This is a genomic window from Mycobacterium sp. 1164985.4, from assembly GCF_001668575.1.
Taxonomy (GTDB): Bacteria; Actinomycetota; Actinomycetes; order Mycobacteriales; family Mycobacteriaceae; genus Mycobacterium.
The window spans coordinates 15,766-40,688 of record NZ_LZMD01000092.1 but is presented as its reverse complement, the minus strand read 5'-3'; the positions used below and the strand labels follow the sequence as shown (position 1 = coordinate 40,688).

Here is a 24,923-nt window from a genome sequence, read left to right as displayed (position 1 = left end):
GGAAAGGCATCGGGAAAGGCACTGAAATGGCTCAGAATCCGAATCTGGCAGCGTTATCCGACGCGGGCGTGTCGGTGTGGCTCGACGACCTGTCGCGCGACCGGCTACAGACCGGCAATCTGCAGGAGCTGATCGACACCAGAAGCGTCGTCGGGGTGACCACCAACCCGTCGATCTTCCAGGCGGCGTTGTCAAAGGGGCACGCTTACGACGATCAGGTCAAGGAACTGGCCGAACGTGGCGCCGATGTCGACGCCACGATTCGAACCGTCACCACCGACGACGTCCGCAACGCCTGCGACGTGTTGGCCAAGCAGTACGAGCTCTCCGACGGCGTCGACGGCCGGGTCTCGATCGAAGTCGACCCCCGGCTGGCCCACGACACCGACAAGACCATCCTGCAGGCGATCGAGCTGTGGAAGATCATCGACCGGCCCAACCTGCTGATCAAGATCCCCGCGACCGAGGCCGGCATCCCCGCCATCGCGTCCGTTCTCGCTGAAGGCATTTCGGTCAACGTCACATTGATCTTCTCCGTCGAGCGCTATCGCCTCGTGATGGACGCCTACTTGCAGGGACTGGAGAAGGCCAAGGAGGCCGGCCACGACGTGTCGAAGATCCACTCCGTCGCATCGTTCTTCGTCTCGCGTGTCGACACCGAGATCGACAAGCGGTTGGAGAAGATCGGTTCCGACGAGGCGTTGAAGTTGCGCGGTAAGGCAGGCGTGGCCAACGCCCGACTCGCCTACGCCGCCTACGAAGAGGTGTTCGTCGGCGGAGAACGCTTCGAGGCGCTCAAGGCCTCCGGCGCCCGGGTGCAGCGTCCGCTGTGGGCGTCGACCGGCGTGAAGAACCCGGAGTACTCGGACACCTTGTACGTCACCGAGTTGGTGGCTCCGAACACAGTGAACACCATGCCAGAGAAGACAATCGAGGCCGTGGCCGACCACGGCGTCGTCACCGGTGACACGGTCACCGGCACGGCCGAGGAGTCGAAGGCGGTATTCGATCAGCTCTCGTCGGTCGGGATCGACCTGCCCGACGTGTTCCGGCTCCTCGAGGACGAGGGTGTGGAGAAGTTCGAGAAGTCGTGGCTCGAGTTGCTCGAGGCGACGCAGGAACAGCTCAACGCCGCCAAGAAATGACGGGCTGGGTGAATCCGCTCCGCGACAAACGCGACAAGCGGATGCCCCGTATCGCGGGGCCGTGCGGGATCGTCATCTTCGGTGTCACCGGGGACCTGTCGCGCAAGAAGCTGATGCCGGCGATCTACGACCTCGCCAACCGCGGTCTGTTGCCCGCGTCGTTCTCGCTGATCGGATTCGCCCGAAGGGACTGGGCCGACGAGGATTTCGGCCAGGTCGTCTACGAGGCGGTCAAACAGCACGCCCGCACACCGTTTCGTCAGGAGGTGTGGGACCGGCTCGCCGAGGGCTTCCGGTTCGTCCAGGGCACTTTCGACGACGATGCGGCGTTCGCCCGGCTCGCCGAGACGCTCGAGAAGCTCGACGCCGAACGCGGGACAGGCGGCAATCACGCGTTCTACCTGTCGATTCCGCCGAAGGCCTTCCAGCAGGTGTGCGAGCAGCTGCACAAGTCGGGGCTCGCCAACCCGCAGGAGGGCCGGTGGAGCCGTGTGGTGATCGAGAAGCCGTTCGGTCACGACCTTGCGAGCGCTCGTGAGCTCAATGCCGTCGTCAACAGCGTGTTTCCCGAGGAGTCGGTGTTCCGCATCGACCACTACCTCGGCAAGGAGACCGTCCAGAACATCCTCGCGCTGCGGTTCGCCAACGAGTTGTACGAGCCGATATGGAACAACAACTACGTCGACAGCGTGCAGATCACGATGGCCGAGGACATCGGGCTCGGCGGCCGCGCAGGCTATTACGACGGCGTCGGCGCAGCGCGTGACGTCATCCAGAACCACCTGCTTCAGTTGCTGGCATTGACCGCGATGGAGGAGCCGGTCAGCTTCGGGCCCAAGGAGTTGCAGGTCGAGAAAATCAAGGTGTTCTCGGCGACGCAGCCCATGCAGCCGCTGGACCAGACCACCGCCCGCGGGCAGTACGCCGCGGGGTGGCAGGGCAGCGAGAAGGTGGTCGGCCTGCTCGAGGAGGAAGGGTTCTCGAAGGACTCGACGACCGAAACCTACGCCGCTATCACCCTGGAGGTCGACACTCGACGCTGGGCCGGGGTGCCGTTCTTCCTGCGCACCGGAAAACGGTTGGGCCGCAGGGTGACCGAGATCGCGCTGATCTTCAAGCGGGCTCCGCACCTGCCGTTCGACAAGACCATGACCGAAGAACTCGGCCAGAACGCTCTGGTGATCCGGGTGCAGCCCGACGAGGGCATCACCACCCGGTTCGGATCGAAGGTTCCCGGAAGCGCGATGGAGGTCCGCGACGTGAACATGGACTTCTCCTACGGTTCAGCGTTCGCCGAGGACTCCCCCGAGGCCTACGAGCGGCTGATCCTCGATGTGCTGCTCGGCGAGCCGTCGCTGTTTCCGGTGAACCGCGAAGTCGAATTGTCCTGGGAGATCCTCGATCCCGTGCTCGACCACTGGGCGGCCGGCGGGAAGCCCGAAGCATACGAGGCAGGCACCTGGGGTCCGACGTCCGCCGATGAGATGTTGCATCGCATGGGCCGGGAATGGAGACGGCCATGATCCGCGAAGGCGACGACGAGTGAGCATCGCAGCGCCGAAGGCGCGAGGAGCGGAGCGAGGAGGAGTCGAGCAATGATCGTCGATCTGCCGGACACCACCACCAACGACATCAACAAGAAGATCACCGGCTTGCGCGAAGAGGGCGGGGCGATCACGTTGAGCCGGGTGCTCACGCTCGTCATTTCCTTGCACAGCGATGAACTGCTGGAGGATTCGATCGAGGCGGCCAACTTCGCCAGCCGCGAGCATCCCTGCCGGGTGATCGTCGTCGTGCCCGGCGACCGCGATGCGGCCAAGGCCCGACTCGATGCGCAACTGCGCGTCGGCGGCGACGCGGGGGCGGGAGAAGTCGTCTCGCTGCGCTTGCACGGCGAACTCGCCGATCACGCCAACAGCGTGGTGCTGCCGTTCCTGCTGCCCGACACCCCGGTGGTGGCGTGGTGGCCAGCCGGCGGTCCCCCTGTCCCGGCGAAGGATCCATTGGGGCGGTTGGCGATTCGACGGATCACCAACGCCACCCAGTGCCCGGATCCGCTGGCGGCCATCAAGAGCCGACTCGAGGGTTATACCGCGGGCGATACCGACCTCTGCTGGGCACGGATAACGTACTGGCGGGCGCTGCTGGCGGCGGCCGTCGATCAGGCCCCGCACGAACCGATCACGTCGGCGGTGGTGTCCGGCCTGCGCGACGAACCGTCGCTCGACGTTTTGGCCGGATGGCTCGCGGCCAGGACCGATGCGCCCGTGCAACGAGTGGTGGGTGACCTCAAGGTCGAGCTCATACGCAAGAGCGAGACGATCACCCTGACGCGGCCCCAGACCGGTGTCACCGCGACTCTCATCCGCACGAGCAAGCCGGAGGCTCGGCTTCCGTTGGCGCGCAGGGAGGCCAAGGAATGTCTGGCCGAGGATCTGCGCCGGCTCGATGCCGACGAGATCTACCACGAAGCGCTCGAAGGCATCGAGAAGGTGCAGTACGCATGAGCGCGACCGTCGAGCGGTATCCGGACACCGCGGCGCTGGTTGCGGCCGCGGGTGATCGCCTGGTGGCGGCCATCGTGGACGCGATCGGTGAGCGGGGGTCGGCGCGGATCGTCCTGACCGGTGGTGGCAGCGGTATCGGGTTGCTCAAACGGGTCGCTGAAAGCGGCGCGCGGATCGACTGGTCGAAGGTCCACCTGTATTGGGGTGACGAGCGTTTCGTGCCCGAGCATGACGACGAGCGCAACTACAAGCAGGCCCGCGAGGCGCTGCTGGACCACATCGACATTCCAGCGGACAACGTGCACCCGATGGCCGCCAGCGGTGCGGAGTTCGGCGACGACCTCGACGCCGCCGCTGCAGACTACGAGCGCGTGCTGCCGCCGGACTTCGACGTGCATCTCCTCGGCATGGGCGGCGAGGGACACATCAACTCGCTGTTCCCCCACACTCCCGCCGTCCGCGAGACCGAACGCCTGGTCGTCGGTGTCGAGGACTCCCCCAAGCCGCCTCCTCGCCGCATCACGTTGACGCTGCCCGCGGTTCGACGTTCGCGGCAGGTGTGGTTCGTCGTCTCCGGAGACGGGAAAGCCGACGCGGTGGCGGCGGCCATCGGAGGAGCCGTCGCCGACGACGTGCCGGCGGCGGGCGCCGTGGGGCGCGAAGCGACCGTGTGGCTGCTCGACGAGGCTGCGGCGAGCAAGCTCTGACGCGGGCTCAGCGGCTCGCCTCGTAGCGCAGCAGGACCGTGCCACCGGGGAAGGTGCGATTCTCCAACAGCCGCAGCGTGATCCACGACGGCAGGCTCGGGAAGAACCGAGTGCCGCCGCCCACCAGTGTGGGCGCGACGACGATCCGGTACTCGTCCACGAGTCCAGCCTGCACGATGGGTGCGGCCAGCGTTGCACCGGCCACCTCCAGGCTGCCGTCGGTCTCGGCCTTCAGCTTCCTGACCACCTCGACGGGGTCCCCACGTTCCAGGCGGGAGTTCCAGTCGACGGACTTCAGGGTCCGCGAGAACACGACCTTGGGCATGTCACGCCAGACGCCCGCGTAGTCGACGATCACTGGATCGGCGTCCGGAGCTTCGTCCGCGGTCGGCCAGTACGCCGCCATCAGCTCATAGAGCCGGCGGCCGTAGAACGACAGCGCGGTCTCGCGCTCGAAGTCGTTCCAGTACTGGTGCAGTTCTTGGCTCGGCTCGGACCAGTCGATGCTGCCTTGTGCGTCGGCGATGTAGCCGTCGACGGACACATTGAAGCCATAGATGAGTTTGCCCACGCGGATCAGACTGCACCCGCGGGAGAAACTCATCGCGACGCCACGCGACGGACGCCCCTTCTTCCGCGAGCACCGTGACGTGTCAGTGCGTCCGAGTAATATCGCACACATGTTCGAGAGCTGCGATGACGCGGCGGTGGTCGGGACCATCACCGCGGCGTCGCGCGAGCAGAGCGCAGCCTGCGGCCGCGAACTCATGGCCATCGGCGAGCTCTACGCCCGTCGTGCCCCCGAGGACGATCGCGAACGGGTGAACTGGGCCATCGACGGCCACGCGAACGTGGTGGCCGAGGTTGCGGCGGCGTTGAACATCAGTCGGGGCCGCGCGGCGGGCCGCCTTCGCTACGCGATCGACCTGCGCGAGCGCTTGCCCAAGGTCGCTGAGGTTTTCGCTAACGGGCAGATCGACTTCAGGATGATGGCCGCGCTGGTCAGCCGCAGCTCCAATGTCGAGGAGGACGACTGCCTTGCCCGCCTCGACGCGGCGTTCGCGAAATGGGCACCGAAGTGGATGAAGTTGTCCGGCCCTAAACTTCACGAACGCATCGACATGTGGGTGGAGAAGTTCGATCCGGCGGGTGTGCGCGAACCCAAGCCGGAGAGCGATGGTCGGTACGTGCACGTCGGACCGATGGGCAAGGGGATGGTCGGGGTGTGGGCGCGGCTCACCTTCGAGGAGGGTGTCGCGTTCGATACCCGCGTCGACCAGGTCGTGGCCACCGTCTGCGAAGACGACCCGCGCACCCAGGATCAGCGGCGTGTCGACGCGATGATGGCGATGTCCGAAGGCCGGATGTATCTCGTGTGCGGTTGCGGCGCCGAGAATTGCCAAAGCAGTGCCAGCGCTGAGCCGTCCACCCAGATCGTCATCAACGTGCTCGCCGAGCAGGCGACGATCGAGGGCCGGTCGAACAACCCTGGCTTTCTGCCGGGCTACGGTGCGGTGCCGGCGGCGATGCTGCGCGAACAGCTGACGAGAGCCAAGTTGCGTCCGGTCGCACTTCCCGAACCCTGCGCCGAGGCGGGGTACCGACCGTCGGCGGCGCTGGCCCGCTTCATCCGATGGCGCGACCTGACATGCCGGTTCCCGGGGTGCGACGTTCCAGCTGAGCACTGCCAAATCGACCACACGATCCCCTGGCCGATGGGACCGACTCACCCGTCAAACCTCAAGCTACTGTGCGTGTTTCATCATCTGCTGAAGACGTTCTGGATCGGCGAGGGCGGCTGGAGCGACCAGCAGTTGCCCGACGGAACGGTGATCTGGCTAGCGCCGAGTGGGCGGACGTACACCACGACACCGGCCGGTGCGGAGTTCTTCCAGCAGCTGGCGGTGCCTACCGGCCAGGTCGAGATCACGCAGTCGAACCCACCGGCTTCCGGACACCGCGGAGCGATGATGCCGCTGCGTCGTCACAGCCGCGCCGAGGACAGGGCCTACCGCATCGCGCTCGAGCGGCAACACAATGCCGCGCGGATCGCCCGAAAACAGCTACTCCTGTCCGAGCGCATCGCCAGGGACGACGAACCGCCGCCCTTCTGACAAATCGTCGAGGCCATCACGAAAACCCGCCTCGTAGTCCACCGAGGCAGATCGGACCGTGACGCTGCGCGGGTCGATCACGCATTGCCGAGACGTGGACGCTCTATGGCTCATATCTGTTCAGACGACGGGTTCCGCCCGGCGGTTCCACCGACTGCGGTCATAATGGCCGTCATGGCAGACAAGGGTGGTCGGCCGGTGCGCACCGGGCCCGAACGGATCAGGAAGCTCGCACAGGCGGCGCTGAACGCCGACGTCACAGTCGAGCAGGTCGACACCATCCTGGAGGGGCTGAGCGAGACGCTCGAGGACCTCAACAGCTCGACGGCCAACCTCGATGCCACCCTGGAGCGCTTCAACGAGACGATCAACCAGATCAACGAATTGGCGCCACGCCTCAACGGCGTCGTCGACCGCATGGAAGGCATCGTCAGCCGCGTGGAGCGGATCGTCGGCCTCGGCGAGTCCGTGATCTCTCCACTGGCCGCGACCGAACAGGTGGTGCGCGGCGCGGTGAACAAGGTGCGCCGGTCCGCCGGCCTCTGAAACTGGTCTAACCGCTGTTGCGCAGCGCGGTCGCCAGGCCGCTCATCGTCAGCAGGATCCCGCGCTGGACGAGTTCGTCGTCGTCGCCGGAGCGATACCGTCGCAGCAGCTCCACCTGCAGATGGTTCAGCGGTTCGAGGTAGGGGAACCGATTGAACACCGAACGTGCCAGTGCCGGGTTGTCCGCCAGCAGATCGTCCTGGCCGGTGATCAGTTTGTGCATCCGGATCGTGCGGTCGTGTTCGTCGGCGATCTTGTCGAACACCCGCCGCCGCAGCTCCTCGTCGTCGACCAGCTCGGAATACCGTGCCGCCAGTCCCAGATCGGATTTCGCCAGGACCTGCGCCATGTTCGACAGCACGGTGCGGAAGAATGGCCATCGCCGGTACAGATCCCGCAAGACCTCGACGCGCTCCTCCTCCGACTCGGGACCCTCGGCGATCCACTCCTCGAAAGCCTTTCCCGTGCCGTACCACCCGGGCAGCATCACCCGCGACTGGCTCCACGCCAACACCCACGGGATCGCCCGCAGATCCGCAATCGACGTGGTCGGCTTGCGCGACGACGGCCGGCTCCCGATGTTGAGTGCGCCGATCTCACTCACCGGCGTCGACGCCTTGAAGTAGTCGACGAAACCCGGTGTCTCGTGCACCAATTCGGCATATGCACGCTGCGCGCGGGCAGCCAGGTCGTCGAGCACCTCATACGCCGGACCCGCTTCGTCGCCGAGTCCCTCAACATCAAGCAGCGTGGCCTCCAGCGTGGCGGCCAGAAGGGTCTCGAGGTTGCGAGACGCCACCTGCGGCTCCGCGTATTTCGCCGCGATCACCTCGCCCTGCTCGGTGAGGCGCAGCGATCCGTTCACCGCGCCGGGCGGCTGGGCCAGGATGGCGTCGTAGCTGGGACCGCCGCCCCTACCCACGGTGCCGCCGCGACCGTGAAAGAGCCTCAGCCGGATTCCGGTCTTGCGCGCCGACTCCACCAGGTCGAGTTCGGCCCGGTACAGCGCCCAGTTGGCCGCCAGGTAGCCGCCATCCTTGTTCGAGTCGGAGTAGCCGAGCATCACCTCTTGGCTCTCGCTGCGCGCCGAGACGATCGAGCGGTACACCGGAAGGTCCAGCGCCGCTTCGAGAATCGAGGAACCGCGCTGCAGATCGTCGATGGTCTCGAACAACGGCACGATGCCGACGGGGGCATACGGCTTTCCCCCTGACACGTCGAGCAGCCCGACCTCCTTGAGCAGGATCGCCGCCTCCAGCATGTCCGACACCGACTCGCACATCGAGATGATGTAATTCGGCACCGCTCGGGCACCGAGAACCCGCACCGCCCGCGCGGCCGCCGCGACGATGTCGAGTTCCTTGCGGGCCAGTTCGGACAGCTCCGCACCGGCCTTGACCAGCGGCCTGCGGGTCGACAACTCGCTCGCCAACAGCTCGACCCGGTCGGCTTCCGTCAGCGACGCGTAGTCGGGGTGCACGCCCGCCCAGGCCAGGAGTTCGGCGATGACTTCCTCGTGAACCTCGGAGTTCTGCCGCATGTCGAGACCACAGAGGTGAAATCCGAAGGTGCGCACGGCCTCCCGCAGCCGGGTCAACCGATCGTCGGCCAGGACCGCGCTGCCGTTGGTGCGCAACGAATCGTCGACCACGTCTAAGTCGGCGAGCAACTCGGCGGGCGACTCGTAGCGCTCGAGCCCCAGATCGAGTTCGTGCTCGGGCTGCTCGTCGAGGATTTCCTTCGCCGTCGACGTCAGCCGCGAATGAATCACCCGCAACGCTCGGCGGTAGGGCTCGTCGGCCCGCGCGGGTTCCTCGCAACGCGCGGCCAACGCTTCGAGCCCCTCGCTGATCCGGACCAGCCGCGCCGACATCGACAGCTCCTCTTCCAGCGCTGTGATCTCGGCGAAATAGTGGTCGAACGCCGTATAGGCGGCCCGGCCGGTCGCGAGGCGGACGACCTCCGCGGTGACGTTGGGGTTGCCGTCCCGATCCCCGCCAATCCACGATCCAGGCCGCACGATGGGTTCGTCAAGCAGCCCGGCGTCGGGCCAACGAGATTGCAACTCGGTGCGCACATCGGCGTTCACCTGAGGAATGACCTCGAAGAACGCGGCAGGGTAATACCGCAGGCCCGTTTCGATCTCGTCCTGAATTTTCAACCGCGACAACCGAACCAGTGCCGTCTGCCACAGCGTCAGGATGTGGCGGCGCAGCTCGCTTTCGATGTCTCGCCCGTCGGCCTGCTCATGCCCGTGTAGCCGCAGCCGCATCAGCTCGGTGATGCGGTGCTGCGTGTCGAAGATCGTGCGTCGCCTGGTCTCGGTCGGGTGCGCGGTGATCACCGGCGACACCATCGCACCGGTGAGGGCCTCGGCAACGGTCTCGGCGTCGAGGTCGACGGCATCGAGCTTGGCGTAGGTCGCGGCGAGGCTGCTGTTCTGCGGAGGCTCACCCGCTCGCACGCGGACGGCCCTGCGGCGCTCCCGGTGGATGTCCTCGGCGACGTTCGCCAGCAGCGCGAAGTGGGTGAACGCGCGGATCACCGGGATCGCCTGGCGGACTTCAATGCCGTCGAACATCTCCGCCAGCTCCGCGCGGTCGATTTCGGAGCGGCGCACCCGGAACGACTCGACGCGGGCGCGCTCGACCAGATCGAAGACCTCGTCACCGTTCTGTTCCCGGATGGTGTCGCCGAGGATGGCGCCGAGGAGTCGGATGTCCTCACGCATCGGCTCGGTGGCGTCGCGACCGATCTTGGTCCGCCTGACCGCGCCTATCGGTTCGAGTCCGGCGATTTCAGCCATGAGTCAAGTATCGACGGCTCCGGGCCGCGCCGCACAACGAGGTGCGCAGAATCAGCTGTACTTGATCAGAAGTGCGACGCCGACGATCGAGACGAGCCAGATGCCGGTCACGAACAACGTCAACCGGTCGAGGTTCTTCTCCACCACCGTCGAGCCCGACAGGCTGGACTGAACGCCGCCGCCGAACAGCGTGGACAGGCCGCCGCCCTTGGCGCGATGCAGCAGCACCAGGAGCACAACCAAGACACTGGTCACTACCAGGGTGATCTGCAGGGCCAATTCCATGGGCGCAAGACTACCTAATCGACGACGACGCTCACTAATCGGCGCGCTACGGCAGGGGCCCGCCGGCCGCGATGGCCGACAGCGTGGCGAACTGCTCGCCGTCGAGCGACGCGCCGCCGACCAGGGCCCCGTCGATGTCCTCCTGCGCCACGATGTCGCCGACGTTCTTGGCGTTGACCGACCCGCCGTACAGCACCCGAACCCCGGCGGCCACCTGCGGCGACGCCAGCTTGCCCAGCTCGTCGCGGATCGCCTTGCAGACCTCCTGGGCGTCGGCCGCGCTGGCCACCCTGCCGGTACCGATGGCCCACACCGGCTCGTAGGCGATCACGGCCTGCCCGATCTGTTCGGACGACAGGCCCGCCAGCGACCCCCGCAGCGACTCCACGTTGTGCTCGACGTGGTTACCCGCCTCGCGGACCTCGAGTTGCTCACCGATGCAGATGATCGGCACCAACCCGTGCCGGAAGGCGGCCGCGGCCTTGGCGGCCACGATCGCGTCGTCCTCGTGGTGGTAGGTGCGTCGTTCGGAGTGCCCGACGACGACGAAGGTGCATCCCAGCTTGGCGAGGAACGCGCCGCTGATGTCGCCGGTGTAGGCGCCCGAGTCGTGCTGTGAGAGATCCTGCGCGCCGTAGGTCAGCAGGAGCTTGTCGCCGTCGACGAGGGTCTGGACGCTGCGCAGATCGGTGAACGGCGGGATCACCGTCACGTCGACCTTGTCGAAGTACTTCGCCGGGAGGGCGAATGCGATCTTCTGCACCAGCGCGATCGCCTCGAAGTGGTTGAGGTTCATCTTCCAGTTGCCGGCGATCAGCGGCTTACGGCTCACGATTCGAGTACCTCTCACTCTTCTAAAACAGCGATACCGGGCAGTTTCTTGCCTTCAAGGTATTCCAGCGAGGCGCCGCCCCCGGTCGAAATGTGGGAGAAGCCCTCTTCGTCCAGGCCGAGCGAACGGACCGCGGCCGCGGAATCGCCGCCGCCGACGACGCTGAAGGCGCCCTTGCCGGTCGCGGCGATGATCGCCTCGGCGACGCCCTTGGTGCCCGCTGCGAACGCCGGGAACTCGAACACGCCCATCGGGCCGTTCCAGAACACGGTCTTGGCGTTGGACAGCAGCGTCGTGAAGCGCTTCACCGAGCCCGGGCCGATGTCAAGGCCCATCTTGTCCTCGGGAATCTTGTCGGCGGCGACGATCTCGGCCGTCGCGTCCGCGGCGAACTTATCAGCCACCACGATGTCGACCGGGACGTGGATCACATCAGCGTAGGTGTCGAGCAGCTTGCGGCAGGTCTCGATCATGCCTTCTTCAAGCAGCGAAGTACCCACCGAAACACCCTGTGAGGCAAGGAATGTGAAGCACATTCCGCCTCCGATGATCAGGCTGTCGGCCTTCTCCGCCAGGGACTCGATCACCGCCAGCTTGTCGGAGACCTTCGACCCGCCGAGCACCACTGCATAGGGCTTGTCGGTCGAGGTGGTCAGCTGCTGGAGCACCTTGACCTCGGCGGCCACCAGCGTGCCCGCATAGTGCGGGAGCAGGGTGGCGACGTCGTACACCGACGCCTGCTTGCGGTGCACCACGCCGAAACCGTCGGAGACGAAAGCGCCCCCCGAACCATCTGGGCCGCCGACGAGTTCGACGAGCTGCTTGGCCAGCGCCAGGCGTTCGGCGTCGTCCTTGCTGGTCTCGCGGGCATCGAAGCGGATGTTCTCCAGCAGCAGGATGTCGCCGTCGGTCAGTCCTTCGGCACGGGCGAGTGCGTCGGTGCCGACGACGTCGCCGGCCAGCTGAACGTGGCGACCGAGCTGCTCCCCCAACGCCTTCGCGACCGGAGCCAGCGAGAGCTTTGGATCCGGCTCACCCTTGGGCCGACCGAGATGCGCAGTGACGATCACCTTGGCACCCGCGTCGGAAAGCGCCTTCAGCGTCGGCACCGACGCGGTGATACGACCCGGGTCGGTGATGTTACCGTCGTCGTCGAGCGGGACGTTCAGATCCGAGCGGACCAGCACGCCGCGATCTGAAACACCTTCACCGAGAAGGTCTTCCAGAGTCTTGATGCCCACGATGTCAGAGCGACTTGCCGACAAGCGCGACCAGGTCGACCAGCCGGTTGGAGTATCCCCACTCGTTGTCGTACCAGGACACGGTCTTGGCCTGGTTGTCGATCACCTTGGTCAGGCCGGCATCGAAGATCGAGCTGTGCGGATCGGTCACGATGTCGCTGGAGACGATCGGTGCGTCGTAGTACTTGAGGATGCCCTTGAGCGGGCCGTCCGCAGCCGCCTTGAACGCCGCGTTGATCTCGTCGGCCGTGGCCGACTTGGACAGCTCAGCGGTCAGGTCGGTGCACGAACCCGTGGGAATCGGCACGCGCAGCGCGTAGCCGTCGAGCTTGCCCTTCAGCTCCGGGAGCACCAGGCCGATCGCCTTGGCGGCGCCCGTGGAGGTCGGGACGATGTTCAGGGCGGCTGCGCGAGCGCGGCGCAGGTCCTTGTGCGGGCCGTCCTGCAGGTTCTGGTCCTGCGTGTAGGCGTGGACGGTCGTCATCAGGCCCTTGACGATGCCGAACTCGTCGTTGAGCACCTTGGCCAACGGGCCGAGGCAGTTCGTGGTGCACGAGGCGTTGGAGATGATGTTCTGGCTGCCGTCGTACTTGTCGTCGTTGACGCCGAGGACGATCGTGATGTCCTCATCGGTGGCGGGCGCGGAAATGATGACCTTCTTGGCGCCGGCGTCCAGGTGGCCCTGCGCCTTGTCGCGCTTGGTGAAGATGCCGGTCGACTCGACGACCACATCGACCCCGAGGTCACCCCAGGGCAGGGCCGCCGGGCCTTCCTTGACCTCGAGCGCCTTGATCTTCTGATCGCCGATGACGATGGTGTCGTCGCCCTCGAGGCTGATCTCGGCGGGGAACCGGCCGAGGATCGAGTCGAACTTCAGCAGGTGCGCCAAGCTGGCGTTGTCGGTGAGGTCGTTGACGGCAACGATCTCGATGTCGGTGCTCTTGCCCTCGGCCTTCTGCGCGGCGAGCGCCCGGTAGAAGTTGCGCCCGATGCGGCCGAAGCCGTTAACGCCTACCCGGATGGTCACTGGTCTCTCCCTTAGTTGCCTCAGCGTGTAGTGCTCGACCGCCAGCCTAGTGGTGTGATAGCGGCCACGTGTCACCTGGTCAGTGCACGGCCAGGCGTTGATCCGCGTAGGGGTTGCCGAGCCATTTGCGGCGAATCCGCTGGAGTGTGCCGTCTGCCTCCAACTCGGCTTGTGCGACGGTGAGCCGTCCGAGAAGCGCCTGGTCACCGAGCGGAACCGCGATCGCGATGTCCTCGACGGTGATGCCGCGCTGGACGACCTCGACCCCTGGGACCGTCCTGACCAGTTCGGTCAGCACCGGCGCGAGCTTCATCACGGCGTCGCAGTCACCGGTGGACAGGTCGGTCAACGCGTCGCGGATCGAGCCGTAGTCATAGACGCGGACCGCGCCTGCCTTCCCCTCCGCGACGAGCCGCTCGGCGATCGGCTGGCTGGTGTTGCCCCGCTGCACGCCGATGGTGAGGCCCGCCAGGTCGTCGATCGAGGCGACGCGGGGCAGCCGGCGAGTGTCGACGGCCAGCGATTGACCGGAGATGACGTACGGCGGCAGGAAAGTCGCCTTCTGCTCGCGCTCGGGTGTGACGGTGGTCCCGGCGGCGACACAGTCGTACCCCGATCCCAGCGCAGCGAAGATACCGTCGAAGTCGGCACCCTTGTAGGACACGAATTCGACTGTCGCGCCGATCTTATCGCTGAGCGCTTGCATCAAGTCGATGTCGAGGCCACCGTCGCCGGGCATCCCGTTGAAGGGCGGGTCGGGTTCGGCCACGCCGACTCTCAGTGTCTCCATGGGTTCACCGTAGTTGTTGCAGGTGCGCCCGGGCGTGATCGATCTGCTCGTAGGCGTAGGTGGCCATTGCGGCGAGGGACATCGTCGCCCCCTTCTTTGCGAGGCGGTCGAAAGTCTGGTGCCCGAGCGCTTCACGCAATCGGATGATCAACTCGGTGAGCTTCGGGTAGTGCGCCGGGGTCATCTGGCTCAGCACCGCGAAACCGGCCAAAGTGGCTGCGGGCTCCGGCTGCCCGAGTTTCTCGAGCAGCTTTCCACCCTCCTACACCGGTCAGGGTGAGCGGCCGATGCTGCCGCAGCGCAGCCTCGACGTCGGCGACTTCCGCCTCGCGCCCGATCAAGGTCGTGGTCGACGCTCTCAGACTTCTTACGTTCGCATCTTCGGTGTGCAGCGGCGGGAACGCGTCCCGCAAACCCTGCGCTTAACCTGGTGGAGCGTGATCGGTGCCTAGACGTCGCGCAAACGCCGCGGGCCGAGATTCAGCACCACCGCTGTGGCTGAACACGAATCCGTCATGGGCCTCGATGGCCGACCCTAAAACCTTGTCATGGCAAGCAAGCGCCACCCGCATGACATCCGCGTCGGGCTCCCACCGACGAGTAGAACCCTCGATATCGGTGAACAGGAACGTCACGACGCCCGACGGTGTATTTATGATGGTCGGGCGAGCTCCACTCGCGCCTGGTCAATTTGGTCGTAGGCGAAAGCCACAATCGCGGCCATCGTCATCGACCCACCCTCTCGAGCAAGCGATTCGTACGTGTCGTCACCGAGCACGGTGCGGAGGTGGGCTATGGAGGATGTGAACTCAGGAAGCACGGCCAGTGCCAGCGGGCTCAACGAGAACCCGCTGATGACCGCTGCCTGCTCATATCGGCCTAGACGATCGAGGAACGTGCTCAGCACAGCAAGTGGGCTGCGAATGCTGCCGACGTTGCCCGAGTCGTGGTAATTGCGAAGAACCAACGTCAGGTGCTCGAGCGCCTCCAGGTTCACCGCATCCAGCGCTTCGAACCTGGCCATGGCGAGCGCGAGAATCGATGCGTTGAAACGATTTCCGCTCTCCAGCGCCATCGCCAGACCCTCTCTGCACGTTTGGATGCTCGTGACCGACCCCTTCGCATGGCTCGGAAATGTGCTGGCGGCGACCGCGAAGGTATACAGATAAGGATTACCGGTTGCGGCTGCCGCTTCGACCAAGCCCACGGCGGCTTGCATCGCTTCGTAAATTAGTCCCCCGAAAGTCAGAGCGAAGACGCGACAGCCGCGAATGTATACATCGTTGTCGCCGCGTCGTTTCAGTTGCGCCTGGCACATATCTGCCCATCGCAACGGCTCGCCGCCGGGAAGGTAGGCCGCTCCGAGCCAGCCCTCCATTCCGTACGGCGGCGTATTTTCGTTGCAGGCCAACACTGTTGCGCCGACCTCCGCATATTGAAGCGCCTTCTCTAGCCTCCCGGCCATCCAGGCCACCGCTGCAATCACGTACAGACTGGGTACGCGGGGGTGCCCGACTGTGACAGCGGGCTGGATCACTTCTTCGGCCCATCCGATGGCCTCGTAGTTCTCGACTCCGAAACCAAGCAACCCCACATATGTTGTGATCGTCGCGGCCAGGTCGATGTCACCGTTGTCGGCTGCCCACCGGAAGGCCGTGCGCAGATTCGCCATCTCGGTCGCTACCCAGCGGTACGCGTAGCGTTGCTCAGGGCTGTCCCATAAGGACATCATGGCGCTCTCGAGTTGTGCGAAATAGTGGGCGTGAGCCGTTCGAACCTCCTCGGCCGCACCGCGAAAGGCGAGCTGTTCCTCTGCGAACTGGCGGACGGTTTCGAGCATGGAGAACCGCGCCGTCTGCTCGGATCGGTCCACCGTGAGCAACGACTTGCGCACCAGGGAGTCGAGAAGGTCCACGACAGCGAACTCGTCGTACTCCGGTCCGGCGACGGCGCAGGCGCTGTGGATGTCGAATCCACCGGCGAACACCGAACACCGCTCCAGCAGCCTCTTTTCTTCGGCGCTCAACAGGTCGTATGACCATTGCACCGCGTGCCGAAGTGTCTGGTGCCTCTCCAGACTGCGCCGTGACCCCACGAGCAGTTGGAACCTCTTGTCGAGCCGGTCCCGAATGTCGGTAAGCGTCATCACCGAAACCCGGGATGCAGCGAGTTCGATCGCCAGCGGAATGCCGTCGAGGCGACGACATATGTCGGTGACCGCCTCCATTTCGTGGGCGGCAGCGCCAGGAGCAATGCTCCCGGCGCGCTCCACGAACAGCTCGGCCGCCGCATCGTCAGAGAGTGAGCGGACCGGCCAGATCTGTTCTTCGGTGACCCCCAAGCCCTCTCTGCTGGTTGCGAGGATGCTCACGGTTGAGGACTTCGCGAGGATAGCCTCGGCAAGTCCTGCGGCCGCATCCAAAACGTGTTCGCAGTTGTCGAAGATCAACAGCCGCTTCCGGTCCTCCAAGACGGCCGCGACCGAATCACGCACGCTCATCCCGGGTTGTTGAGCGATGCCCAAGGTCGCGGCGACCGAATCAGCCACGGCACCTGCGTCGGCCACGGACGCAAGCTCGAAAACCCAGACACCATCGGTGAAATCGTTGGTGCAGTGGCCAGCGACTTCGAGCGCCAGCCGCGTCTTACCCACTCCGCCGACACCGGTCAATGTGACGAATCGATTCGTGCGCAATGCCGCCGCGATCCGGGTTACTTCGTCATCGCGCCCGACCAGCCTTCTTCCTACGGGCCGGAAATTTCCCCGGTCAGCGTCCAGGCTGCGTAACGGCGGGAAGTCACACGGAAGGCCTTGACTTCGCAGCTGAAAGATCGTGATCGGGTGAGTCACGTCGCGCAGCCGACGTGGTCCGAGGTTCAACAGTTCGACGCCGTCGAGCAGGACCGCCGTCGATTCGGCCACAAGGATCTGGCCGCCGTGCCCGGCCGCCATCACCCGGGCCGCACGGTTGAGCACCGCGCCGAAATAGTCACCGTCGCGAACCTCGGCCTCACCGGTCGCAATACCCATGCGCACCGGCAATTCCAATTGGCGCTGGGCGTCGACGGCGGCCTCCGCGGCGGCACTCGGCGACGCGAACGCGGCCGCAAGACCATCACCGCTGTGGCTGAACACGAATCCGTCATGGGCCTCGATGGCCGACCGCAAAACCTTGTCATGGCAAGCAAGCGCCACCCGCATGGCATCCGCGTCGGACTCCCACCGACGAGTAGAACCCTCGATATCGGTGAACAGGAACGTCACCACCCCCGACGGCGGGCTCATGGTGACCGCTCCAGTTGCGTTCGCGCCTGGTCTATTTGGTCATAAGCGTACGCGACGATGGCGGCCGTGGACATCGCCTCGCCATGCTGGGCGAGCGATTCATAGAGCTGGTCGCCGAGCACTTCGCGTAGGTGTGCGATGGTGGTGGCCAGCTCTGGAACCGACGCAAGAGATACGAAGTCGTAGGAAAAGCCGGCTAGTGTCGCTGCGGCTTCGAACCGCCCCAGGCGATCCAGGAATGCGCTCAGGATCGCGAGGGGACCAACTAAACTCCCGACATTTCCCGAGTCGTGGTAATGCCGAATAACTAAGGTCAGATGGTCGAGCGCCGAGAGGGTGACAACCGGCTCACCTTCGAGGCGGGCCAGCATGAACGCGAGCACCGTCTCGGTGTACCGATTACCGGTTTCTTGGGCGAGCGCCAGACCCTGGCGGCAGAGTTCGAGATCACGCTCGGAACCTACTGAGCCGAGGCAGGAACCGTACGCGCCGATCGCCATCGTATGCAGATAGGGGTTGCCGCTCGCGACAGCTGATTCGATCAATCCGTCCGCGGCTGCTCTCGCTTCATCGACGAGACCGGCCCACGCTAGCGCAAAGACCAGGCAGATTCGAATGGCAACGTGGTTGTCGCCCCTGTGTTCGAGCTGAGTGCGGCATAGTTCCGCCCACCGCTCAGCCTGTCCGATCGCCATATATGGCCCGCCCAGCCCGCCTTCCAAGCCGTACGACGGCAGATGCGAGCTGCTCGCCAAAATGGTTTGACCGCGTTCGGTGTACTGCAGCGCCTGTTCAACCCGGCCAGTCATCCAGCAGAGCGATGCGGCGACGTAAAGATCCACAAGGCGCGGGTGCCCGATCGCGCCCGCAGGCTCGATCAATTCTTCTGCCCACGAAACCGGCTCATGGTTTTCGGCGCCGAAAAAGCCGAGAAGCCAGCCGCATGTCGCGATGGACGCGGCACTGTCGAGGTCACCGCGGTCGGCGGCCCAGCGGAATGCCGTGCGCAGATTGGCGAGTTCGATGGCGAACCACTCATATGCCTCCCGCTGACCCGCGCTGTCCCACAGTGTGAGGATGTCGGTCTCGCGGTCGGCGAAATACCGCGCGTGCGCCGAACTCGCTTCGGCCGCTTCCCCACGTTCGACGAGTTTTTCTTCGGCGAACTGCCGGATGGTCTCCAGCATCGAGAACCGGGTCTTACCCGTCGCCCGATCCGCGACGAGCAAGGACTTGCGTACCAGCGAGTCGAGCAGGTCGAGAATCATGAACTCGTCTGCGTCGTCGAATCCGGATACCGCAGAAGCGGATTGAACGTCGAAACCGCCGGCGAACACCGAACACCGCTCCAGCAGCGACCTTTCCGTTTCTGCCAAGAGGTCATACGACCACGACACCGCCTGGCGCAGCGTCTGATGGCGTTCGAGCCCACGTCGCGAGCGGACGAGCAGCTTGAATCGGTGATCGAGGCGGTCGCGCATCTCGGTAGCGGTCATCGACTCCATTCGCGAGGCGGCCAGCTCGATCGCCAATGGGATGCCGTCGAGTCGCCGGCAGATCTCCTCGACCGCCGCGGATTCCTCGGCCGACAAGTCCCGCGCCGCTCGGTCCTTGAACAGCCGCACGGCCGCACCGACTTCCAAAGAGGGCACCCGCCACAAGCGTTCGTCGGTGAGGCCTAGGCCCTCACGGCTTGTCGACACGATCTTCACCGTGGCCGACCTCGCGAGGATGAGGTCGATGAGATCAGCCGCGGAATCTACGACATGTTCACAGTTGTCGAAGACGAGGAGGCGGACCCTGCCCTCCAAGGCCGCCGCGATGGTCTCACCCATCGTCAGCCCCGGCTGTTGTGTGATGCCCAGCACCGCGGCTACGGCGTCGGGTACAGCTGCCGGATCGGTCACTGATGCGAATTCGAAAAGCCATACGCCATCGGGAAATTCGTCAGCGAGAACTGACGCGACCTCGAGCGCCAGTCGGGTCTTGCCTACGCCGCCTACACCAGCCAAGGTGATAAGCCGGTGCGATCGGGTCGCCGATACGACCTCCTCGACATCGGCATCGCGACCGATCAGCATGCTTGCCGCAGGCCGCAGATTCCCGAGATTGGAATCGAGTGTCCGCAGCTGAGGGAACTCCGTTCGCAAGCCCGGCGCAGCGATTTGAGAGAGCGTGACCGGATTCGGCAAGTCGCGCAGCCGACGTGGTCCGAGGTTCAACAGTTCGACGCCGTCGAGCAGGACCGCCGTCGATTCGGCCACAAGGATCTGGCCGCCGTGCCCGGCCGCCATCACCCGGGCCGCACGGTTGAGCACCGTGCCGAAATAGTCACCGTCGCGAACCTCGGCCTCACCGGTCGCAATACCCATGCGCACCGGCAATTCCAATTGGCGCTGGGCGTCCACGGCGGCCTCGACGGCGGCACTCGGCGACGCGAACGCGGCCGCAAGACCATCACCACTGTGGCTGAACACGAATCCGTCATGGGCCTCGATGGCCGACCGCAAAACCTTGTCATGGCAAGCAAGCGCCACCCGCATGGCATCCGCGTCGGACTCCCACCGACGAGTAGAACCCTCGATATCGGTGAACAGGAACGTCACGACGCCGGTGGGCGGGTCACCCGCGGACACAACTGAAGTGTCGGCCGAGTGACCGCTTGTCACACGCTTTTCGCCGAAATGCCCGCCGTGTGACGCCTCGAGCTAAGCGTCCTCGAGCAGGTCCGGCGTGACGGCCGACTCGGTGTCCGGAATGCCGTCCTGCTTGGCCTTGCGATCGGCCATCGACAGCAGCCGTCGAATACGGCCCGCCACAGCGTCCTTCGTCATCGGCGGATCCGCGAGCCGGCCCAACTCCTCCAACGAAGCCTGCCGGTGTTCAACTCGCAGCTTGCCCGCGGCGGCGAGGTGGTCGGGCACCGTATCGCCGAGGATCTCCAGCGCCCGTTCCACGCGTGCGGCCGCGGCGACCGCCGCACGTGCCGAGCGACGCAGGTTGGCGTCGTCGAAGTTGGCCAGCCGGTTGGCCGTGGCCCTCACCTCGCGCCGCATCCGACGCTCTTCCCACGTCAGCCGGGTGTCCTGTGCACCCATCCGGGTGAGCAGGGCGCCGATGGCCTCGCCGTCGCGCACCACCACCCGATCGGTTCCGCGCACCTCGCGCGCTTTGGCGCTGACCCCCAACCTGCGGGCAGCGCCGACGAGTGCCAGCGCTGCCTCCGGACCAGGGCAGCTGACTTCCAACGCCGACGACCGCCCCGGCTCGGTGAGCGACCCGTGCGCCAGAAACGCTCCGCGCCAGGCTGCTTCGGCATCGGCCACACTGCCGCCGACCACCTGCGCGGGCAGCCCCCGCACGGGCCTGCCGCGCAGATCGAGCAGACCGGTCTGCCTGGCCAACGCCTCGCCGTCCTTGGCCACCCGCACCACATACCGGGTGCTCTTGCGGATTCCGCTGGCCGATACGACGTGGACCGAGGCGTTGTAGCCGTACAGGTCGTAGATGTCCTTGCGCAGCCGTCGGGCGATGTTGCCGAGGTCGACCTCCGCCTCCACCACCACGCGGCCCGAGACGATGTGCAGTCCGCCCGCGAAGCGCAACAGGGAGGCCACCTCGGCGCGTCGAGCGCTGACCGAATTGACGACCAGCCGACTCAACTCATCCTTGACCTCGGCTGTCATCGCCACGGGTCGTCACCTCTCGGTCCATTCGCTGTCGACGTGGGCACTGCCGGCGCCGTGTCTGCGGCGCCGCGAAGACGCACACCTTCCAGCGCCGCGGCCAACCGCGCCGGGTCATGTAAAGGTGTACCAGGTCTGGACACGTCAGCAAACTGAACTTGAGCACGAAGGATGTTCGCGGTTCGCCGCAATTGCTCACGCTCACGTTCGCTGGGCACTCGGCTCGCGTCGACGATGATGTCGTGCACGGTGAAGTCGGGGGCGTGCTGCGCAAGCACATGGATGTGCCGCTCGACGGAGAAGCCGGCCGTCTCCCCCGGTTCGGCCACCAGGTTGAGCACCAGCGCCCGCCGCGCCGCGGTCGCCTGCAGCGCGGCCGCCAGCTCGGGAACGAGCACATGCGGAATGACGCTGGTGAACCAGGAGCCCGGGCCCAGCACCACCAGGTCAGCCGCCATGATCGCGTCGACGGCCTGCCGGGTGGCCGGCGGATCACCCGGCAGCAGCCGCACACGGCGGACCTTGCCCACGGTCGTGGCGATCGCCACCTGTCCGCGGATCACGCGACTCATCCGCGGATCGGATTCCAGACCCGCCACGTCGGCCTCGATGCCCAGTCCCATCGGACACATCGGCAGCACTCGGCCCTTCACGCCGAGGATGCGGCCCAGTTCGTCCAGCGCGGCCACGGGGTCGGCCAGAACCTCGCTGAGACCAGCGAGCAACAGGTTCCCGATCGGATGTCCCGCGAGCGCCCCGCTGCCACCGAACCGGTGCTGGATGATCGTCGCCCACAGTCGGCCATGCGGGCTGTCAGATGCCAACGCCGCCAATGCCATTCGCAGATCACCGGGAGGCACGACGTCGAGCTCGTTGCGCAGCCGCCCCGAGGAGCCACCGTCGTCGGCGACCGTGACGATGGCCGTCACGTGTGGCGTCAGCCGACGCGCCGCCGACAGGGTTGCGTAGAGTCCGTGGCCACCACCGAGTGCGACGATCCGCGCGGTCATTCGCGACCCAGATCCCGGTGCAGCACCCGAACCGTGAGGTCATCACCGTCCTGCAGCCGCGCCGCCAGCGCCTCGGCGATCGCCACACTTCGATGTTTGCCGCCGGTGCATCCGATGGCGACGGTCATATATCGCTTCCCCTCGCGACGGTATCCGTCGATGACTACGTCGAGCAGACGATGATAGGTCTCCAAGAAGTCCCCTGCACCCGGCTGCCCGAGAACGTAGTCGCGAACCGCAGGATGCTGCCCGGTGTGCGGGCGCAGGTCGTCTACCCAGTGCGGGTTCGGCAGAAACCGGACGTCCATCACGGTGTCGGCGTCCATCGGCAACCCGTACTTGTAGCCGAAGGACTCGACCGTGACGTTCGTGTGTGCGGCGGTCTCGCCGCCGAAGGCGCGTTCGATGCTCTCGCGCAGTGCGGGCACCGACATCGCCGACGTGTCGATCACCAGATCGGCCGACGCGCGCACCGGAGCCAACAGCGCGCGCTCGGCCGCAATGCCTTCTGCCAGTGTCTGATTGCCCTGCAGCGGGTGACTCCGACGGTTTTGCTCGTATCGGCGCACCAGGCTCTCGTCCGAGGCCTCCAAGAACAACACCCGCGGCGCGATGTTGCGGGTCGCGAGCTCGTTACGCACCCAATCCAGGTCACCGGTGAAACCGCGCGACCGCACGTCCATCACCACTGCCAGCTGGGTGATCCGCGATCCGGCGGCCAGCCCCAACTCGACCATCTGCGCGATCAGTTCCGGGGGCAGATTGTCGGCGACGTACCAACCGAGATCCTCGAGCACCTTGGCCGCCGTGCCCCGGCCCGCTCCCGAAAGGCCGGTGACGAGAACCACGTCGATGCCGGAGTCGGCGCTGGCCCCATCCCGAAGATCCGCGTGCATTCCCTGGTCCGTCATCCCGATACCTTGCTCTGATCATTGCCGATCGCTGCGTCGGGCGCGTCGCTTTCGGACGGTACGCCCAGCGCGTCGAGCACGGCGCGGGCGGTGGCGACCCCGATACCCGGTACAGCGGTGATCTCCTCGATCGACGCCTCCTTCAATCGGGCCACCGAGCCGAAGTGGGTGACCAGCGCTTTGCGGCGATGCTCACCGAGCCCCCGGACCGAGTCCAGCGCCGACGCGGTCATCCGCTTCGATCGCTTGCTGCGGTGGTAGGCGATGGCGAACCGGTGCGCCTCGTCACGCACGCGCTGCAACAGATAGAGCCCTTCGCTGTTGCGCGGCATGATCAGCGGGTCCGGCTCGGACGGAACCCACACCTCCTCCAGGCGCTTGGCCAACCCGATCACCGCCACGTCGGTGATGCCGAGCTCGTCGAGCACCGATTGCGCGGCATTGACCTGCGGCGCACCACCGTCGACGACGTACAGGTTGGGTGGATACGCGAACTTGCGCGACTTGCCTTCCGGCGCAAGCTCTGTCGGATGCTGGAGGTCGTGCAGGTGACGATAGAAGCGCCGCCTGGTCACCTCGGCGATGGAGGCGACGTCGTCGGAGCGGCCGTCGCCCGCGGCCTCCCGGATCGCGTAGTGCCGGTAGTCGGACTTGCGCGGCAGGCCGTCTTCGAAAACCACCAACGAGGCCACCACATCGGTGCCCTGCACATGGCTGATGTCGACGCATTCGATGCGTAGCGGTGCGTCGGCCAGCCCGAGCGCATCCTGAATGCTCTGCAGTGCAGCGGTTCTCGCGGTGAAGTCACCCGCCCGCTTGAGTTTGTGCTGGGTGAGCGCGTCCTGCGCGTTGCGACGCACGGTCTCGGCGAGCGCACGCTTGTCGCCGCGCTGGGGAACCCGAAGCATCACCCGCGACCCTCGCAGCTGGGTCAGCCAGGCCGAAAGCTCGTCGGAGTTGCTCGGCAGGCATGGAACCAGTACCTGGCGCGGCACCGGGTTGGTCGACTCGTCGCCGCCGCTGTCGCTGGCCCCGCCCAATTCGGCCTGATCGCCGTAGAACTGGGTCAAAAACTGTTCGACCAGGTGTTCCTGGCTGGTTTCTCCAGGCTCACCGGACTTCTCGACGATCCACCCGCGCTGGCCACGAACCCGGCCACCGCGGACGTGGAAAACCTGCACCGCCGCTTCGAGTTCGTCGTCGGCGAACGCGACCACATCCGCGTCGGTGCCGTCACCGAACACCACCGCCTGCTTCTCCAGCGCACGTTTGAGCGCGCCGATGTCGTCGCGCAGGCGTGCGGCCCTCTCGAAGTCCAGTTGCTCGGCGGCCTCGTTCATCTGCTGTTCCATGTCGCGGACCAGCCGGTCGGTCTTGCCCGCGAGGAAATCGCAGAAGTCGAGGACGATTTGGCGATGCTCGTCGGCGCTCACCCGTCCGATGCACGGCGCCGAGCACTTGTCGATGTAGCCCAGCAGACAGGGTCGGTCGATTTGCCTGTGCCGCTTGAAGACTCCCGCAGAGCAGGTCCGCGCCGGGAACACCCGCATGAGGAGATCGAGTGTTTCGCGGATCGCCCACGCGTGCGAGTAGGGACCGAAGTAGCGGACGCCTCTGCGCCGCGCACCGCGGTACACCATCAGCCGCGGGTACTCCTCGTTGAGTGTCACTGCCAGCACTGGATACGACTTGTCGTCGCGGTACCTGATGTTGAACCGCGGATCGAACTCCTTGATCCAGTTGTATTCGAGCTGCAGCGCCTCGACTTCGGTGTTGACCACCGTCCACTCGACGCTGCCCGCCGACATCACCATCTGGCGCGTGCGCGGCGCCAGGTTCGCGATGTCGGCGAAGTAGGAGTTCAGTCGGCTGCGCAGGCTCTTGGCCTTGCCGACGTAGATCACCCGGCCGTGTGGGTCGCGGAACCGATAGACGCCCGGTTCGACGGGAATCGACCCGGGGGCGGGTCGGTACGTCGATGGATCGGGCACGGATTCCAGGTTACTGCCGCCTCCCGACGGCCCCGATCC

General features: G+C 65.8%; 20 protein-coding genes. 6 read left to right on the top strand and 14 right to left on the bottom strand.

Going from position 1 to position 24,923, the window contains the following annotated elements; all coding sequences use genetic code 11:
* Positions 1–26 precede the first annotated feature (26 nt).
* From tal to pgl, 4 genes are all read left to right on the top strand, one after another.
* Entirely contained in the window at positions 27–1,145 is a 1,119-nt protein-coding gene (gene tal / locus A5650_RS21375; protein WP_067296367.1) for a transaldolase, read from the top strand.
* Positions 1,142–2,668: a glucose-6-phosphate dehydrogenase gene (gene zwf, locus A5650_RS21370; protein WP_067296365.1), complete on the top strand. Its 1,527-nt coding sequence runs from the start codon at positions 1,142–1,144 to the stop codon at positions 2,666–2,668. The genes tal and zwf overlap by 4 nt, the downstream gene beginning before the upstream one ends.
* Before the next feature lie 72 nt (positions 2,669–2,740).
* Positions 2,741–3,652: a glucose-6-phosphate dehydrogenase assembly protein OpcA gene (gene opcA, locus A5650_RS21365; protein WP_067296363.1), complete on the top strand. Its 912-nt coding sequence runs from the start codon at positions 2,741–2,743 to the stop codon at positions 3,650–3,652.
* Positions 3,649–4,359: a 6-phosphogluconolactonase gene (pgl, locus tag A5650_RS21360; RefSeq protein WP_067296361.1), complete on the top strand. Its 711-nt coding sequence runs from the start codon at positions 3,649–3,651 to the stop codon at positions 4,357–4,359. Before opcA ends, pgl begins: the two co-directional genes overlap by 4 nt.
* 7 nt (positions 4,360–4,366) lie before the next feature.
* Here the strand turns inward: pgl and A5650_RS21355 are convergent, their stop codons facing one another.
* Positions 4,367–4,930 carry a dihydrofolate reductase family protein gene (locus A5650_RS21355; RefSeq protein WP_067296359.1) on the bottom strand — a complete coding sequence of 188 codons (564 nt, stop codon included), beginning with the start codon at positions 4,928–4,930 and terminating at the stop codon, positions 4,367–4,369.
* Between the two features lie 109 nt (positions 4,931–5,039).
* Here A5650_RS21355 and A5650_RS21350 point away from each other — a divergent pair, with 109 nt between their 5' ends.
* Both A5650_RS21350 and A5650_RS21345 read left to right on the top strand, forming a co-directional pair.
* Positions 5,040–6,473: an HNH endonuclease signature motif containing protein gene (locus A5650_RS21350; protein ID WP_067296356.1), complete on the top strand. Its 1,434-nt coding sequence runs from the start codon at positions 5,040–5,042 to the stop codon at positions 6,471–6,473.
* A gap of 174 nt (positions 6,474–6,647) precedes the next feature.
* Entirely contained in the window at positions 6,648–7,019 is a 372-nt protein-coding gene (locus A5650_RS21345; RefSeq protein ID WP_067087646.1) for an ATPase, read from the top strand.
* 7 nt (positions 7,020–7,026) lie between these two features.
* Here A5650_RS21345 and ppc read toward each other — a convergent pair whose 3' ends face one another.
* The 13 genes from ppc to uvrC all read right to left on the bottom strand — a co-directional run bounded on the left by ppc (position 7,027) and on the right by uvrC (position 24,884).
* Positions 7,027–9,825, bottom strand: a complete 2,799-nt coding sequence (gene ppc, locus A5650_RS21340) for a phosphoenolpyruvate carboxylase (protein ID WP_067296353.1) — start codon at positions 9,823–9,825, stop codon at positions 7,027–7,029.
* A 51-nt stretch (positions 9,826–9,876) separates the two neighbouring features.
* On the bottom strand, positions 9,877–10,110 hold the full coding sequence (secG, locus tag A5650_RS21335) for a preprotein translocase subunit SecG (RefSeq protein ID WP_019348649.1): 234 nt from the start codon (positions 10,108–10,110) through the stop codon (positions 9,877–9,879).
* A gap of 46 nt (positions 10,111–10,156) precedes the next feature.
* A complete protein-coding gene (gene tpiA, locus A5650_RS21330) occupies positions 10,157–10,942 on the bottom strand; it encodes a triose-phosphate isomerase (protein ID WP_067296350.1) in 786 nt (261 codons plus the stop codon).
* 14 nt (positions 10,943–10,956) lie between these two features.
* Complete coding sequence (locus tag A5650_RS21325; protein WP_067296346.1) at positions 10,957–12,183, bottom strand: phosphoglycerate kinase; 1,227 nt, start codon at positions 12,181–12,183, stop codon at positions 10,957–10,959.
* 4 nt (positions 12,184–12,187) lie between these two features.
* The gene (gene gap, locus A5650_RS21320) at positions 12,188–13,210 is read right to left on the bottom strand and encodes a type I glyceraldehyde-3-phosphate dehydrogenase (RefSeq protein WP_064416290.1); all 1,023 of its coding nucleotides are present in this window, start codon (positions 13,208–13,210) and stop codon (positions 12,188–12,190) included.
* A 79-nt stretch (positions 13,211–13,289) separates the two neighbouring features.
* Complete coding sequence (locus A5650_RS21315; protein WP_067296343.1) at positions 13,290–14,000, bottom strand: ABC transporter substrate-binding protein; 711 nt, start codon at positions 13,998–14,000, stop codon at positions 13,290–13,292.
* Between the two features lie 4 nt (positions 14,001–14,004).
* Entirely contained in the window at positions 14,005–14,211 is a 207-nt protein-coding gene (locus A5650_RS21310; protein WP_067296340.1) for a hypothetical protein, read from the bottom strand.
* Positions 14,212–14,652: 441 nt separating this feature from the next.
* Positions 14,653–17,286, bottom strand: coding sequence for an ATP-binding protein (locus A5650_RS21305; RefSeq protein ID WP_067296337.1), 2,634 nt, complete (start codon positions 17,284–17,286; stop codon positions 14,653–14,655).
* Positions 17,283–19,892 (bottom strand): ATP-binding protein, encoded by a 2,610-nt coding sequence (locus A5650_RS21300; RefSeq protein WP_067296408.1) that lies wholly within the window; start codon positions 19,890–19,892, stop codon positions 17,283–17,285. The genes A5650_RS21305 and A5650_RS21300 overlap by 4 nt, the downstream gene beginning before the upstream one ends.
* A gap of 102 nt (positions 19,893–19,994) precedes the next feature.
* The gene (whiA, locus tag A5650_RS21295) at positions 19,995–20,972 is read right to left on the bottom strand and encodes a DNA-binding protein WhiA (protein ID WP_156744253.1); all 978 of its coding nucleotides are present in this window, start codon (positions 20,970–20,972) and stop codon (positions 19,995–19,997) included.
* Positions 20,969–21,982 (bottom strand): uridine diphosphate-N-acetylglucosamine-binding protein YvcK, encoded by a 1,014-nt coding sequence (gene yvcK, locus A5650_RS21290; RefSeq protein ID WP_067296324.1) that lies wholly within the window; start codon positions 21,980–21,982, stop codon positions 20,969–20,971. The genes whiA and yvcK overlap by 4 nt, the downstream gene beginning before the upstream one ends.
* Positions 21,979–22,878 (bottom strand): RNase adapter RapZ, encoded by a 900-nt coding sequence (gene rapZ / locus A5650_RS21285; RefSeq protein WP_197501945.1) that lies wholly within the window; start codon positions 22,876–22,878, stop codon positions 21,979–21,981. The genes yvcK and rapZ overlap by 4 nt, the downstream gene beginning before the upstream one ends.
* A gap of 11 nt (positions 22,879–22,889) precedes the next feature.
* The gene (uvrC, locus tag A5650_RS21280; RefSeq protein ID WP_067296319.1) at positions 22,890–24,884 is read right to left on the bottom strand and encodes an excinuclease ABC subunit UvrC; all 1,995 of its coding nucleotides are present in this window, start codon (positions 24,882–24,884) and stop codon (positions 22,890–22,892) included.
* Positions 24,885–24,923 lie beyond the last annotated feature (39 nt).

What these genes read in the sequence shown, in the direction of transcription:
- A5650_RS21350 (WP_067296356.1), top strand. Translation starts at nt 5,040, where the DNA reads ATGTTCGAGAGCTGCGATGACGCGGCGGTGGTCGGGACCATCACCGCG.
- rapZ (WP_197501945.1), bottom strand. Translation starts at nt 22,878, where the DNA reads ATGCACGCGGATCTTCGGGATGGGGCCAGCGCCGACTCCGGCATCGAC.
- yvcK (WP_067296324.1), bottom strand. Translation starts at nt 21,982, where the DNA reads ATGACCGCGCGGATCGTCGCACTCGGTGGTGGCCACGGACTCTACGCA.
- zwf (WP_067296365.1), top strand. Translation starts at nt 1,142, where the DNA reads ATGACGGGCTGGGTGAATCCGCTCCGCGACAAACGCGACAAGCGGATG.
- opcA (WP_067296363.1), top strand. Translation starts at nt 2,741, where the DNA reads ATGATCGTCGATCTGCCGGACACCACCACCAACGACATCAACAAGAAG.
- secG (WP_019348649.1), bottom strand. Translation starts at nt 10,110, where the DNA reads ATGGAATTGGCCCTGCAGATCACCCTGGTAGTGACCAGTGTCTTGGTT.
- pgl (WP_067296361.1), top strand. Translation starts at nt 3,649, where the DNA reads ATGAGCGCGACCGTCGAGCGGTATCCGGACACCGCGGCGCTGGTTGCG.
- A5650_RS21315 (WP_067296343.1), bottom strand. Translation starts at nt 14,000, where the DNA reads ATGGAGACACTGAGAGTCGGCGTGGCCGAACCCGACCCGCCCTTCAAC.
- tal (WP_067296367.1), top strand. Translation starts at nt 27, where the DNA reads ATGGCTCAGAATCCGAATCTGGCAGCGTTATCCGACGCGGGCGTGTCG.
- whiA (WP_156744253.1), bottom strand. Translation starts at nt 20,972, where the DNA reads ATGACAGCCGAGGTCAAGGATGAGTTGAGTCGGCTGGTCGTCAATTCG.
- A5650_RS21305 (WP_067296337.1), bottom strand. Translation starts at nt 17,286, where the DNA reads ATGAGCCCGCCGTCGGGGGTGGTGACGTTCCTGTTCACCGATATCGAG.
- ppc (WP_067296353.1), bottom strand. Translation starts at nt 9,825, where the DNA reads ATGGCTGAAATCGCCGGACTCGAACCGATAGGCGCGGTCAGGCGGACC.
- A5650_RS21345 (WP_067087646.1), top strand. Translation starts at nt 6,648, where the DNA reads ATGGCAGACAAGGGTGGTCGGCCGGTGCGCACCGGGCCCGAACGGATC.